Here is a 14,554-nt window from a genome sequence, read left to right as displayed (position 1 = left end):
CGGGCATTCCTGGCTTGAGTGAATAGAAAAATGACCGTTTTGATAAATATTTTTAAGAGCGGTCATTTTTAATGGGGTTATAAAAAGAGAACTTGCAGTTATTTACTGTGATTAGTTGAACCAGGTCACAAAATATAAGCTTGTGAATTTCTTTCTGGTTAATCAGGAAGAAGATGGTGGGTAATTAAACGGCTAATTCAATAGTGTGAAAGGAACAACATTATTGCCCTGTTTTGAATCAGAGAGAGGTAGCTAATGGAACGAAATAAACTTGCTCGTCAGATTATTGACACTTGCCTGGAAATGACCCGCCTGGGACTGAACCAGGGGACAGCGGGGAACGTCAGTGTACGTTATCAGGATGGGATGCTGATTACGCCTACAGGCATTCCATATGAAAAACTGACGGAGTCGCATATTGTCTTTATTGATGGCAACGGTAAACATGAGGAAGGAAAGCTCCCCTCAAGCGAATGGCGTTTCCATATGGCGGCCTATCAAAGCAGACCGGATGCCAACGCGGTTGTTCACAATCATGCCGTTCATTGCACGGCAGTTTCCATTCTTAACCGATCGATCCCCGCTATTCACTACATGATTGCGGCGGCTGGCGGTAATTCTATTCCTTGCGCGCCTTATGCGACCTTTGGAACACGTGAACTTTCTGAACATGTTGCGCAGGCTCTCAAAAATCGTAAGGCAACTTTGTTACAACATCATGGGCTTATCGCTTGTGAGGTGAATCTGGAAAAAGCGTTATGGCTGGCGCATGAAGTTGAAGTGCTGGCGCAACTTTACCTGACGACCCTGGCGATTACGGACCCGGTGCCAGTGCTGAGCGATGAAGAGATTGCCGTAGTGCTGGAGAAATTCAAAACCTATGGGTTACGAATTGAAGAGTAATTTCGTAAAGCAACAAGGAGAAGGATGATGGCTAACAGAATGATTCTGAACGAAACGGCATGGTTTGGTCGGGGTGCTGTTGGGGCTTTAACCGATGAGGTGAAACGCCGTGGTTATCAGAAGGCGCTGATCGTCACCGATAAAACGCTGGTGCAATGCGGCGTGGTGGCGAAAGTGACCGATAAGATGGATGCTGCAGGGCTGGCATGGGCGATTTACGACGGCGTAGTGCCCAACCCAACAATTACTGTCGTCAAAGAAGGGCTCGGTGTATTCCAGAATAGCGGCGCGGATTACCTGATCGCTATTGGTGGTGGTTCTCCACAGGATACTTGTAAAGCGATTGGCATTATCAGCAACAACCCGGAGTTTGCCGATGTGCGTAGCCTGGAAGGACTTTCCCCGACCAATAAACCCAGTGTACCGATTCTGGCAATCCCCACCACAGCAGGCACTGCGGCAGAAGTGACCATTAACTACGTGATCACTGACGAAGAAAAACGGCGCAAGTTTGTTTGCGTTGATCCGCATGATATCCCGCAGGTGGCGTTTATTGACGCTGACATGATGGATGGTATGCCTCCAGCGCTGAAAGCTGCGACGGGTGTCGATGCGCTTACTCATGCTATTGAGGGGTATATTACCCGTGGCGCGTGGGCGCTAACCGATGCACTGCACATTAAAGCGATTGAAATCATTGCTGGGGCGCTGCGAGGATCGGTTGCTGGTGATAAGGATGCCGGAGAAGAAATGGCGCTCGGGCAGTATGTTGCGGGTATGGGCTTCTCGAATGTTGGGTTAGGGTTGGTGCATGGTATGGCGCATCCACTGGGCGCGTTTTATAACACTCCACACGGTGTTGCAAACGCCATCCTGCTACCGCATGTCATGCGCTATAACGCTGACTTTACCGGTGAGAAGTACCGCGATATCGCGCGCGTTATGGGCGTGAAAGTGGAAGGTATGAGCCTGGAAGAGGCGCGTAATGCCGCTGTTGAAGCGGTGTTTGCTCTCAACCGTGATGTCGGTATTCCGCCACATTTGCGTGATGTTGGTGTACGCAAGGAAGACATTCCGGCACTGGCGCAGGCGGCACTGGATGATGTTTGTACCGGTGGCAACCCGCGTGAAGCAACGCTTGAGGATATTGTAGAGCTTTACCATACCGCCTGGTAAATGCGCTGATGTGATAATGCCGGATACGACGTTTGCGGCGTATCCGGCTCGCCGTTACCGTACCAACCGCAATTGCTGTAAATTGCCGTCGATATGCAAATCGGTTTGTAAGCGGGCAATATCGCGGCACAGAAACGCCATCTCTTTATGGGTTTCTAATTTTTTGCGCCACTTTTCGGCAACCGCATCCAGATTCTCATATATCCCTTCCAGACTCTGAAACTCGACCAGCAGCTGCGTGGCGCTTTTTGGTCCGATTCCCGCAACACCCGGTACCTTTGAACTGTTGATCCCCGCAAGTCCCCAGTAATCGGGCAACTGCTGCGGTTGAACGCCAAATTCTTTATCGATAAATGGCGCATCCAGCCAACGTTTCTGGAAGTAATCACGAATACGTAATGTCGGTGAAAGTAACTGACAGTAGCCTTTATCTGTCGAAACAATCGTTGCCTGATGCCCGGCCTGTGTCACTTTGACCGCCAGCGTGGCGGCTAAGTCATCGGCTTCGTTGCCGCTGGTTGACCAGCACGGGACGCCGCGTTGCTCAAAGGCGGCGCGTAATGCAGGCATCTCGTCGTGCAACTCTTCCGGCATTGGCGGTCGACCCGCTTTGTAATCTGGTAAACGCTGATGACGCCAGCCGCTACTGCGGTTTTCATCATCAAAAACGGCGACAGCGTGGGTTGGCTGGCTGTGCATAATGAGCTGATCGAGCGCGTGCTGGCAGGTTTCGACACAGGGCGACCCCTGAACGGCATGAATGCGACGAATAAGATTCAGTGCATCGACAATAAGCAAATGAACAGCCACGATAACCCCCTTAAAGATCAGGCGATAAGGGTAACATTCGATGCCGGAACAGGCTACGGCTGGATGAGAAATCGGGAAGAGGCCTCGCAAAACGAGGCCTCTGGAGAGCGATTAATCGCAGGCAACGATCTTCATTGCCAGGCCGCCGCGAGAGGTTTCGCGGTACTTGGCGTTCATATCTTTACCTGTTTCGTACATGGTTTCGATAACTTTATCGAGGCAGACGCGCGGCTCGCTGGTACGGCGTAGCGCCATACGTGCGGCGTTCACCGCTTTTACTGCCGCAATGGCGTTACGCTCGATGCATGGCACCTGGACCTGTCCGGCGACCGGGTCACACGTCAGACCGAGGTTGTGCTCCATGGCGATTTCCGCCGCGATGCACACCTGCGCCGGGCTTGCGCCTAACAGTTCTGCCAGACCAGCCGCCGCCATTGAGCACGCCACACCAACTTCACCCTGGCAGCCCACTTCGGCACCAGAAATTGATGCGTTCATCTTATAAAGAGAACCAATGGCGCTGGCTACCAGCAGGTAACGAGCCAGTGAGTTAGCGTTCACTTCGCGGATAAACTTATCGTAGTACGCCAGCACAGCCGGGATAATCCCGCACGCACCGTTAGTCGGCGCAGTCACCACGCGACCGCCAGCGGCGTTCTCTTCGTTCACTGCCAGTGCAAACATGTTGATCCAGTCAACTACCGCCATCGGGTCAGTGGTGGTTTTATCCTGGCTGACCAGCATCCGGCGTAGTGCCGCAGCACGGCGTGGAACGCGCAGTTTGCCAGGCAACACGCCTTCGGTGGAAATACCGCGCTCAATACCGCCGCGCATGACTTCCCAGACGTTCGCCAGGTGCTGTTCCAGCTCTTCTTTGCTGTGCAGCGCCAGCTCGTTTTTCATCATCAGGCCAGAGAGTGACAGCCCGGTTTCCTGACAATGTTTTTGCAGATCGGCTGCTGAACTGTACGGATAAGGAACTTCAACCGGTGCGCTATCCTGCTGGCCAAAATGCTCTTCATCAACGATAAAGCCACCGCCAATAGAGTAGTAAGTCTGGCTGTAAACGACTTTATCGCCCGCCAGCGCGGTAATGCGCATACCGTTTTCATGCAGAGAAAGGTTGTCGGCATGGAAGTTCATGCACTGATCAACCGGGAACTCCACTTCATGCTGACCATTTGCCAGCATCAGGCGACCATGAGTATTCACATCCTGAATAAAACCAGGGATGGAATCGATATCCACGGTATCTGGCAGGTTACCCGCCAGGCCCATAATAATGGCGATATCAGTGTGGTGGCCTTTACCAGTCAGAGAGAGCGAGCCGTACACGTCAACCACCACGCGGGTCACGTCTTTAAGCAGGTTACGGGCAATCAGATCGTCGGTAAATTGTTTACCCGCTTTCATTGGTCCAACGGTATGAGAACTGGAAGGGCCAATGCCGATTTTGAAAATATCGAATACGCTAATCATAGGAAATACATCGCGTTAAAACGGAGGAAGCGCCGCCCGAAAGCGGCGCGAAAGGACTTAGCTGAACAGAGAGTAGAAGATTGCGGAGATTGCAATCAGACCCATCACGACAACGAATACGTTGCTGATGTGACCGCTGTACTTACGCATTGCCGGTACTTTCTGAATTGCGTACATCGGCATCAGGAACAGGATCATCGCGATGATTGGGCCGCCCAGGGTTTCAATCATACCCAGGATGCTCGGGTTCAGGGTGGCAACAATCCAGGTCGTTACCAGCATGAACAGCGCAGTGATACGGTTCAGCTTGTTGATTTCGATAGACTTACCTTTACCACGCAGAGATTTAATCACCATACCGTTGAAGCCTTCACGTGCGCCCAAGTAGTGGCCGAGGAAGGATTTGGTGATAGCGATAATCGCGATAATCGGAGCCATCCACGCGATAACCGGTGCGTTAAAGTGGTTAGCCAGGTAAGACAGAATCGAGATGTTCTGCTCTTTAGCCGCAGCCAGGTCTGCCGGAGTCAGGCTCAGTACGCAGCTGAAGACGAAGAACATTACGGTCAGCACCATCATGATGTGTGCGAATGCCAGGATCTTCGAGCATTTCTGTTCTGCCATATCGCCGTACTCTTCACGCTTCGCAACGGCGAAAGAAGAGATGATCGGAGAGTGGTTGAACGAGAACACCATTACCGGAATTGCCAGCCACAGGGTCATCCACAGACCGTTTCCGGTTGCAGATGCAGTGTCCAGAGACAGCGTTTCCAGTGCTGCGCCGTTCCACTGCGGGATGAGGTACAGAGCCAGCAGCATCAGTACGCCAACAAACGGGAATACCAGAATACTCATCGCTTTAACGATCATCTGCTCACCGAAGCGAACGATGGTCATCATACCCACGATCAGGATCAGCGACAGAATCGCACGCGGCGGTGGCGTCATACCCAGCTGGTGAGACATGAAGCTTTCAACGGTATTGGTGATTGCCACGCTATAAACCAGCAGGATCGGGTAGATAGCGAAGAAGTAGAGCAGGGTAATCAGTTTACCTGCGCCAATACCAAAGTGTTCTTCTACAACCTCGGTGATGTCTTCGCCCGGGTTTTTACCAGACAGTACGAAGCGAGTCAGGCCGCGGTGAGCAAAAAACGTCATCGGGAACGCAAGGATAGCCATGATGATCAGCGGGATCATACCGCCAACACCGGCGTTGATTGGCAGGAACAGCACGCCCGCGCCGATTGCCGTGCCGTAAAGGCCCAGCATCCACATGGTGTCTGTCTTGCGCCAGGCACTACGAGAGTCTTTCGACGCAATCGTGCTGGTTTGAGTCGTTTCCATCTATTTCTCCTGGAGGAATGCAAATAATTCAGCTTTTAGCCAGTTCAGCCCGGGAAGGTGCCTGACCGTAAAAATGAAATCTGTCTATCGGCGATGGCTTAATCATTTACCGCCGTAATAATTTGAGGGCGGAAAGATACACACAAGTTATGTATCTATCAGTGATCTTGATCTCAAATACAATAATCTACTTGGAAGATAGATTATCCCAACGCTTTACTCTGTAAATCAAAAGTAAAAGAGAATTTAAGGGCAATATTTGCCCATTAAACGACATCTGACTTCTTCCGGGGCGCGCAATATATGTAGGTTGAACTGAAAAAATCAATACTTTTAGTTAATCATGGCGATAATTTCTTTTTCATAGCGATAAAATACGGTTTATGAAAATAGGGAAACGTTTGCGTTGCAATATAAATTGTATGACATATTAACTGTGATGATATTTGTCGCGTGAGGGTGGTAAGAAACATTCATATAACAAATGAAATGAGTTGATGAGTAAGTGACCAAAAACGAGAAAACCCGGCAACAAACGTCACCGGGGGAGGGGAGATTACGTGCAGATTTCGTAGCAAGGGATGTAGGCTGAGCCTGGCAACTTCATACGATGCTGGGCAACAAAACCCTGTAGCAGGTCGTCCATACGACGCATAATCTCTTTATCGCCGTTGATTTTGTAAGGACCAAACTCTTCAATGGCGCGAATACCGACTTCTTTTACGTTACCCGCCACAATACCGGAGAACGCACGGCGCAGGTCGGCAGCCAGCACTTCAACAGGTTGATCCGGGTAAAGCTTCAGATTAGCCATATTCTCGTGAGACGGCTCAAACGGCATTTGCAAATCTGGCGCAATGCGCATTGACCAGTTAAAGCTGTAGGCATCGCCTGTATCACGGCGATTTTCTTTCACCAGCGGCATCGATTTTTTCATCTGACGAGCGACTTCAGCGGCGTCATCAATGATGATGCGGTAATGGCGGCGCGCGTTTTCACCCAGCGTATGTACGACAAACTCGTCCAGTACGCGGAAGTAGTCGGCGCTCTCTTTCGGGCCGGTGAGGATCAATGGTAAAACCTGATCTTTGTTGGCCGGGTTCATTAAAATTCCCAGCAAATACAGCAACTCTTCTGCCGTACCCACACCGCCAGGGAAGATAATGATACCGTGAGCGATACGGACAAACGCTTCCAGACGTTTTTCGATATCTGGCATGATGATCAATTCGTTGACCAGCGGGTTAGGCGGTTCAGCGGCGATAATCGACGGCTCTGTCATACCAATAAAACGACTGTCTTTGTAACGCTGCTGCGCGTGTCCGACCGCAGCACCTTTCATCGGCGCTTCCATCGCTCCCGGACCACAGCCGGTGCAGATATTCAGCTCACGCAGGCCCAGCTGGTTTCCGACGCGACGGGCATACAAATACTCGTTTTCGTTAATTGAGTGACCGCCCCAGCAGACCACCATATTTGGCGCTTCACCCACATGCAGCGCGCGAGCGTTACGCAAGATGGAAAAGACCAGGTTAGTGATGTGGACGGAGTTGTCGAGATTCAGGTTGGGAAAACGAACGGTATTATGGATTTGCCCGTAAACGAAGAGAATGTCTCGCAGAACCGCGAACAAGTTGGCCTGCAAAGCGCGAATAATTCGCCCATCGACAAAAGCCTCTTCCGGGGGATTAATCAGTTCCAGCTTTACGCCGCGTTCACGGCGCAGGACGTTAATATCGAAATTTTCAAAACGAGACAGCAATTCTTTGCTGTTATCGGTCAAACTACCGGAGTTCAGTACGGCAAGTGAACAGTTGCGAAACAGTTGATAGAGGTCGCTGCTGGCGGTGCGTTTAAGCATATCCACTTCCAGCTGCGACAACATATCCATGGAGCCAAGCGGGCTAATATGTGTAATCAAGAAAAACTCCTTATGGGACGAATATCGTCATTCCCTTTGATTACAATAGCCCTGCCTGATGACCTTTCACAACCTTCTGCGTGAATCCAGCACGCAAAATTGAGAAAAAATTTATTGCCGAACCAGTCTTGTGGTCGATGGGACAAAATCGCTATTACTGCGCCACGGGTTAATGTCCAGACCGCCACGACGGGTATAACGTGCGTAAACGCTTAATTTCTCTGGCTGGCAGAAGCGTAACAGGTCATTAAAGATGCGTTCCACGCACTGTTCGTGGAACTCGTTGTGATGACGGAATGAGACCAGGTAACGCAGCAGTTTTTCTCTGTCAATTTGGCGTCCACGATACTGAATTTGGATCGAACCCCAATCTGGTTGATGGGTGATCAGGCAGTTTGATTTCAGCAGGTGGCTGACAAGCGTCTCTTCCACTACTTTTTCACCGCTGGTGGCATTCTCCAGATAGTCAGTAGTGAATTCATAGTTATCGATAGTGATATCCTGGTCATCAATGCAGGTGCCATTGAAATGACCTATCGGCTGGCCTTCCAGTTCATCAAGACGATATAACGCCACGCTAACCTTACCCTGGGCGCAAGTGCTTAAGTCGCGCTCCAGCGTCTGGCGCACCTCATCCCAGTTATTAAAACGCGTCTGGTTAAAACTGTTGAGATAGAGCTTAAAACTCTTCGACTCAATCAGATTTGCGCTGGTGTAATCAAGTTCAACGTGACCGACGGCAACCTGCGGCAAACCTTTCGCATTCAGCCAGGAAAGTTCATACAGCGTCCAGATATCCGTACCGTGAAAAGGCAGGTTATCCGCTTTCAGACCCAGCGGGTCGCGATTCAGGCTGCGTGGAACGCCTTGCAGTAGGTTGGCGTCATAGGTATCCCGGTAATCGGTTGATTTTCCAAGAGTCAGGCCCGCAAGTGCCTGATGGTTTGCATAAGAAGACATGTTTCACCGTCATAAACCAGATAAACTAAACGACAAGTGTATCTGGTTTAAGTGAAGAGAGAAATTAGTGGACGATTTGACCGCACAAGCCCTGAAAGATTTTACTGCACGCTACTGCGATGCGTGGCATGAAGAGCATAAAAGCTGGCCGTTAAGTGAGGAACTGTACGGTGTTCCTTCACCGTGCATTATTTCAACTACCGAAGATGCCGTATACTGGCAACCCCAGCCGTTTACCGGGGAACAAAATGTAAACGCGGTTGAACGCGCTTTTGATATTGTGATACAATCCACAATTCATACCTTTTATACGACTCAGTTTGCCGGGGATATGCACGCGCAGTTTGGCGATATCAAACTGACATTGCTGCAAACCTGGAGTGAAGACGACTTCCGTCGGGTGCAGGAAAATCTGATTGGTCATCTGGTGACTCAGAAAAGGCTAAAACTGCCGCCCACGCTATTTATCGCGACGCTGGAAGAAGAGTTAGAGGTCATCTCGGTGTGTAATCTCTCCGGTGAAGTGTGCAAAGAGACGCTGGGAACACGTAAACGGACGCATTTAGCCTCAAATCTTGCGGAATTCCTTAATCAACTTAAGCCTCTTCTGTAATCCAAATACCCCATCTGGTTGTGAGAGATCTCTTACAGACTCTGTAGGAGATCGCCAGGAAATAAGCGAATACTTAAAAAGATAAGAATCGTTATTTTCATTTAAAATCAAAATGTTGATTGTTAATTCTTAACTTTCATATGAAATTTTCCTTAAGGCATTGTCTGTAAGCGCCTTGTAAGACTTCGCGAAAAAGACGATTCTATCTTCGTCGACAGGGAGTCAGACAACGAAGTGAACATCAGGATGATGACACTTCTGCAGGACACACCAGGATGGTGTTTCAGGGAAAGGCTTCTGGATGAAGCGAAGAGGATGACGCAGGACGCGTTAAAGGACACCTCCAGGATGGAGAATGAGAACCGGTCAGGATGATTCGGTGGGTCAGGAAGGCCAGGGACACTTCAGGATGAAGTATCACATCGGGGTGGTGTGAGCAGGAAGCAATAGTTCAGGATGAACGATTGGCCGCAAGGCCAGAGGAAAAGTTGTCAAGGATGAGCAGGGAGCAACAAAAGTAGCTGGAATGCTGCGAAACGAACCGGGAGCGCTGTGAATACAGTGCTCCCTTTTTTTATTCCTGCTATCCTTCGCGGCAGTTTTTCTTATTGAGGTTGCTTTATGACCACTCATGACCGCGTTCGTCTCCAGTTGCAGGCGCTTGAAGCGTTACTGCGTGAACATCAGCACTGGCGAAACGATGAACCCCAGCCGCATCAATTTAATAGTACCCAACCGTTCTTTATGGACACCATGGAACCACTGGAGTGGTTGCAGTGGGTGCTGATCCCGCGAATGCACGATTTGTTAGATAACAAACAGCCGTTACCGGGCGCTTTTGCCGTTGCACCCTATTATGAAATGGCGCTGGCGACGGACCATCCGCAACGCGCGCTTATTCTGGCTGAGCTGGAAAAACTGGATGCTCTTTTTGCGGATGATGCGAGCTAATGCTGGAAATACTCTATCAGGATGAATGGCTGGTTGCGGTAAATAAACCCTCCGGCTGGCTGGTTCACCGCAGCTGGCTGGATCGCGACGAGAAAGTAGTGGTCATGCAAACCGTGCGTGATCAGATTGGCCAGCACGTTTTTACCGCTCATCGTCTGGACCGACCCACTTCTGGTGTGTTGTTGATGGGATTATCCAGCGAGGCCGGACGGCTGCTGGCACAACAGTTTGAACAGCACCAAATCCAGAAACGTTACCATGCGATTGTGCGCGGCTGGTTGATGGAAGAAGCAGTTCTGGATTATCCACTGGTGGAAGAACTGGACAAAATCGCTGATAAATTTGCCCGCGAAGATAAAGGCTCGCAGCCAGCAGTGACGCATTATCGCGGTCTGGCGACCGTAGAAATGCCGGTAGCGACCGGACGTTACCCGACCACGCGCTACGGCCTGGTGGAACTGGAGCCGAAAACCGGACGCAAACATCAGCTTCGCCGACATCTTGCCCATTTGCGTCATCCGATTATTGGCGATAGCAAACATGGCGATTTACGCCAGAATCGCAGCGGTGCTGAGCATTTTGGCCTACAGCGGTTAATGCTACATGCCAGTCAGTTGTCATTGACGCATCCTTTTACTGGCGAGCCGCTGACTATTCACGCGGGCCTGGACGACACCTGGATGCAGGCGTTATCACAATTTGGCTGGCGCGGTCTGCTTCCTGAAAATGAAAGGGTTGAGTTCAGTGCGCCATCGGGTCAGGATGGAGAGATAAGTTCCTAATCCAGGGAGAAAACGGTATGGCGGAAATTGGTATTTTTGTCGGCACCATGTACGGAAATTCGCTGTTAGTGGCGGAAGAAGCAGAAGCAATTCTGACCGCACAGGGCCACAAAGCAACGGTATTTGAAGATCCTGAATTAAGCGACTGGCTGCCTTATCAGGATAAGTATGTTCTGGTGGTTACGTCCACGACCGGGCAGGGCGACCTTCCTGATAGCATTGTGCCGCTCTTTCAGGGAATCAAAGATAGTCTGGGCTTCCAGCCGAATCTGCGTTATGGCGTGATTGCGCTCGGCGACAGCAGTTATGTAAATTTCTGCAATGGCGGCAAACAGTTCGATGCCTTGTTGCAGGAACAGAGCGCTCAGCGGGTTGGCGAAATACTGTTGATTGACGCCAGTGAGAACCCGGAACCGGAAACGGAATCAAATCCGTGGGTCGAACAGTGGGGCACGCTGTTGTCCTGATATGTTCAGCGAGCGGTAAATGTCGTTTTAGCGGTGCTGAATCGAATCTTTTCAGGCAAATGCCAGTAAAAACTGCTTCATAGCGCGGATTTTTACTGGCGTTTGCCTGGAGTCAAGCGATCCATTTCATACTCTTCTTTATTTCTTCGTTTTAACCCTTCCTTTCTTGTTCTTGTTTTCATTTCCGTGAAGTGGATTCCACCGTCCAGGGCTAATGCCAAAATCGGGCCTCATTGAACGCATTAATGTTGTGTTGTTGCACGGTGAGCCGCTATGGCGCGCTTTTTATACTGCTATTGCCAGATATAAACACGCGCCGTATTCGGCGAACGACCTATAAAAACGGCAAAAAACACCCTACGTCACCTCTGATTTCCTGGCTATGTCGCAGTCCAGAGTGAGCGTGGCTAACGCGAATTTTCAGGAGTGCAACAATGAGTTCTTTAAGTCAGGCTGCGAGCAGTGTGGAAAAACGCACGAATGCTCGTTACTGGATAGTGGTGATGTTGTTTATCGTCACATCCTTCAACTACGGCGACCGCGCTACGCTTTCTATTGCTGGTTCGGAAATGGCCAAAGATATCGGCCTTGATCCCGTGGGAATGGGCTATGTGTTCTCTGCCTTCTCATGGGCTTATGTTATCGGGCAGATCCCTGGTGGTTGGTTGCTGGATCGTTTTGGTTCAAAACGCGTCTACTTCTGGTCGATCTTTATCTGGTCGATGTTTACCTTGCTGCAAGGCTTCGTCGATATCTTTAGTGGATTCGGCATTATCGTTGCCCTGTTTACGCTGCGCTTCCTGGTCGGTCTTGCTGAAGCGCCATCTTTCCCAGGCAACAGTCGCATTGTTGCGGCCTGGTTTCCGGCGCAGGAAAGGGGAACGGCGGTGTCGATTTTTAACTCCGCTCAATACTTCGCAACGGTGATCTTCGCGCCGATTATGGGCTGGCTGACGCATGAAGTGGGCTGGTCACACGTCTTCTTCTTTATGGGCGGTCTGGGGATTGTCATCAGCTTTATCTGGTTGAAAGTCATCCACGAGCCAAATCAACATCCGGGGGTAAATAAGAAAGAGCTGGAGTACATCGCCGCGGGTGGCGCGCTGATCAATATGGATCAGCAAAACACCAAAGTTAAAGTGCCGTTCAGCGTGAAGTGGGGGCAGATCAAACAGCTGCTCGGGTCACGGATGATGATCGGCGTTTATATCGGTCAGTACTGTATCAACGCCCTGACTTACTTTTTCATTACCTGGTTTCCGGTTTATCTGGTGCAGGCGCGTGGGATGTCGATTCTGAAAGCGGGCTTTGTGGCTTCCGTTCCGGCGGTTTGCGGTTTTATCGGCGGTGTGCTGGGTGGGATTATTTCCGACTGGCTGATGCGCCGCACGGGATCGCTGAACATTGCGCGTAAAACACCGATCGTAATGGGCATGTTGCTGTCGATGGTGATGGTGTTCTGCAACTACGTCAACGTTGAGTGGATGATCATCGGCTTTATGGCGCTGGCCTTCTTCGGTAAGGGCATCGGGGCGCTGGGTTGGGCAGTAATGGCAGATACCGCGCCAAAAGAGATCAGCGGTCTTTCCGGTGGCCTGTTCAACATGTTCGGTAACATTTCTGGCATCGTCACGCCAATCGCAATTGGTTATATCGTTGGCACGACTGGCTCCTTTAATGGGGCGCTGATTTATGTTGGTGTTCATGCCTTAATCGCGGTACTGAGCTACCTGGTGCTGGTGGGCGATATCAAGCGTATCGAGCTGAAACCTGTCGCGGGGCAATAAGATGACGACACAATCCAGTCCTGTTATTACTGATATGAAAGTCATTCCGGTCGCCGGGCACGATAGCATGTTGCTTAATATTGGTGGGGCACATAACGCATATTTCACCCGCAATATTGTGGTACTCACCGATAACGCCGGGCATACCGGCATTGGTGAAGCGCCGGGCGGAGAGGTGATTTATCAAACACTGGTCGATGCTATTCCGATGGTTCTGGGCCAGGAAGTTGCGCGCCTGAATAAAGTGGTTCAGCAGGTGCATAAAGGTAATCAGGCAGCCGATTTTGATACCTTCGGCAAAGGTGCCTGGACTTTTGAATTGCGCGTTAATGCCGTGGCGGCGCTGGAAGCCGCCTTGCTTGACCTGCTAGGTAAGGCGCTGAATGTTCCGGTCTGCGAACTGTTGGGGCCAGGCAAGCAACGCGAGACTATTACCGTCCTCGGTTATCTGTTTTATATCGGTGATCGGACCAAAACCGATCTTCCTTATCTGGAAAATACGCCGGGCAACCATGAGTGGTATCAGTTGCGCCATCAGAAAGCGATGAACAGCGAAGCCGTTGTGCGTCTGGCGGAAGCCTCACAGGATCGCTATGGCTTTAAAGATTTCAAACTTAAGGGCGGAGTGTTACCTGGCGAGCAAGAAATCGACACTGTTCGTGCATTGAAGAAACGCTTCCCGGATGCGCGGATTACCGTTGATCCCAACGGTGCATGGCTGCTTGATGAAGCCATTTCTTTGTGCAAAGGGCTGAATGATGTTCTTACCTATGCCGAAGATCCGTGCGGCGCTGAGCAGGGTTTCTCCGGTCGTGAAGTGATGGCGGAGTTTCGACGGGCGACCGGCTTGCCCGTCGCGACTAACATGATCGCCACCAACTGGCGCGAAATGGGCCATGCGGTGATGCTCAATGCGGTAGATATTCCACTTGCCGATCCGCACTTCTGGACGCTTTCCGGTGCAGTCCGCGTGGCACAGCTTTGCGACGACTGGGGGCTAACCTGGGGCTGCCATTCTAATAACCATTTCGATATTTCTCTGGCGATGTTTACCCATGTGGGCGCGGCGGCACCGGGTAATCCTACCGCTATCGATACCCACTGGATTTGGCAGGAGGGCGATTGTCGCCTGACCAAAAATCCGCTGGAGATTAAAAACGGAAAAATTGCCGTTCCTGATGCGCCCGGTCTGGGCGTGGAACTGGACTGGGAACAGGTACAAAAGGCACATGAGGCCTATAAACGTCTGCCTGGCGGTGCGCGTAACGACGCAGGTCCGATGCAGTACCTGATCCCCGGCTGGACCTTTGACCGTAAACGTCCCGTTTTCGGCCGTCACTGATTCTGAATAAGGACAT

At 50.8% G+C, this 14,554-nt stretch carries 13 protein-coding genes; 8 read left to right on the top strand and 5 right to left on the bottom strand.

Going from position 1 to position 14,554, the window contains the following annotated elements; translation table 11 throughout:
* Positions 1-255: 255 nt before the first annotated feature.
* Positions 256-903 carry an L-fuculose-phosphate aldolase gene (gene fucA / locus E0D98_RS08985; RefSeq protein WP_000440782.1) on the top strand — a complete coding sequence of 216 codons (648 nt, stop codon included), beginning with the start codon at positions 256-258 and terminating at the stop codon, positions 901-903.
* A 27-nt stretch (positions 904-930) separates the two neighbouring features.
* A complete protein-coding gene (fucO, locus tag E0D98_RS08980; RefSeq protein WP_000013588.1) occupies positions 931-2,079 on the top strand; it encodes a lactaldehyde reductase in 1,149 nt (382 codons plus the stop codon).
* 54 nt (positions 2,080-2,133) lie between these two features.
* Here fucO and xni read toward each other — a convergent pair whose 3' ends face one another.
* From xni to queF, 5 genes are all read right to left on the bottom strand, one after another.
* Positions 2,134-2,889, bottom strand: coding sequence for a flap endonuclease Xni (xni, locus tag E0D98_RS08975; RefSeq protein ID WP_001378339.1), 756 nt, complete (start codon positions 2,887-2,889; stop codon positions 2,134-2,136).
* Positions 2,890-3,000: 111 nt separating this feature from the next.
* Complete coding sequence (gene sdaB / locus E0D98_RS08970) at positions 3,001-4,368, bottom strand: L-serine ammonia-lyase II (protein WP_000626404.1); 1,368 nt, start codon at positions 4,366-4,368, stop codon at positions 3,001-3,003.
* A gap of 57 nt (positions 4,369-4,425) precedes the next feature.
* Positions 4,426-5,715: an HAAAP family serine/threonine permease SdaC gene (sdaC, locus tag E0D98_RS08965; RefSeq protein ID WP_000450476.1), complete on the bottom strand. Its 1,290-nt coding sequence runs from the start codon at positions 5,713-5,715 to the stop codon at positions 4,426-4,428.
* 556 nt (positions 5,716-6,271) lie between these two features.
* The gene (gene ppnN / locus E0D98_RS08960) at positions 6,272-7,636 is read right to left on the bottom strand and encodes a nucleotide 5'-monophosphate nucleosidase PpnN (protein WP_000627995.1); all 1,365 of its coding nucleotides are present in this window, start codon (positions 7,634-7,636) and stop codon (positions 6,272-6,274) included.
* A gap of 111 nt (positions 7,637-7,747) precedes the next feature.
* The gene (gene queF / locus E0D98_RS08955; protein ID WP_000100393.1) at positions 7,748-8,596 is read right to left on the bottom strand and encodes an NADPH-dependent 7-cyano-7-deazaguanine reductase QueF; all 849 of its coding nucleotides are present in this window, start codon (positions 8,594-8,596) and stop codon (positions 7,748-7,750) included.
* A gap of 67 nt (positions 8,597-8,663) precedes the next feature.
* On the opposite strand from queF, the gene syd reads away from it, so the two are divergent.
* From syd to E0D98_RS08925, 6 genes are all read left to right on the top strand, one after another.
* Positions 8,664-9,209: a SecY-interacting protein gene (syd, locus tag E0D98_RS08950; RefSeq protein ID WP_000342438.1), complete on the top strand. Its 546-nt coding sequence runs from the start codon at positions 8,664-8,666 to the stop codon at positions 9,207-9,209.
* Positions 9,210-9,830: 621 nt separating this feature from the next.
* Positions 9,831-10,160, top strand: coding sequence for a YqcC family protein (locus E0D98_RS08945; RefSeq protein WP_000206990.1), 330 nt, complete (start codon positions 9,831-9,833; stop codon positions 10,158-10,160).
* Positions 10,160-10,942, top strand: coding sequence for a tRNA pseudouridine(65) synthase TruC (truC, locus tag E0D98_RS08940; protein ID WP_000890008.1), 783 nt, complete (start codon positions 10,160-10,162; stop codon positions 10,940-10,942). Before E0D98_RS08945 ends, truC begins: the two co-directional genes overlap by 1 nt.
* A 17-nt stretch (positions 10,943-10,959) precedes the next feature.
* Complete coding sequence (locus E0D98_RS08935; RefSeq protein WP_000807750.1) at positions 10,960-11,409, top strand: flavodoxin; 450 nt, start codon at positions 10,960-10,962, stop codon at positions 11,407-11,409.
* 434 nt (positions 11,410-11,843) lie between these two features.
* Positions 11,844-13,196: a galactarate/glucarate/glycerate transporter GudP gene (gudP, locus tag E0D98_RS08930; protein WP_000097072.1), complete on the top strand. Its 1,353-nt coding sequence runs from the start codon at positions 11,844-11,846 to the stop codon at positions 13,194-13,196.
* Position 13,197: 1 nt separating this feature from the next.
* Positions 13,198-14,538, top strand: a complete 1,341-nt coding sequence (locus tag E0D98_RS08925) for an enolase C-terminal domain-like protein (protein WP_000211757.1) — start codon at positions 13,198-13,200, stop codon at positions 14,536-14,538.
* Positions 14,539-14,554: the final 16 nt, after the last annotated feature.

It is taken from the genome of Escherichia sp. KCJ4928 (genome assembly GCF_004352695.1).
Taxonomy (GTDB): Bacteria; Pseudomonadota; Gammaproteobacteria; order Enterobacterales; family Enterobacteriaceae; genus ECMA0423.
Note: the sequence above shows the minus strand (reverse complement) of the source record. Positions and strands in the feature narration are given on the sequence as shown.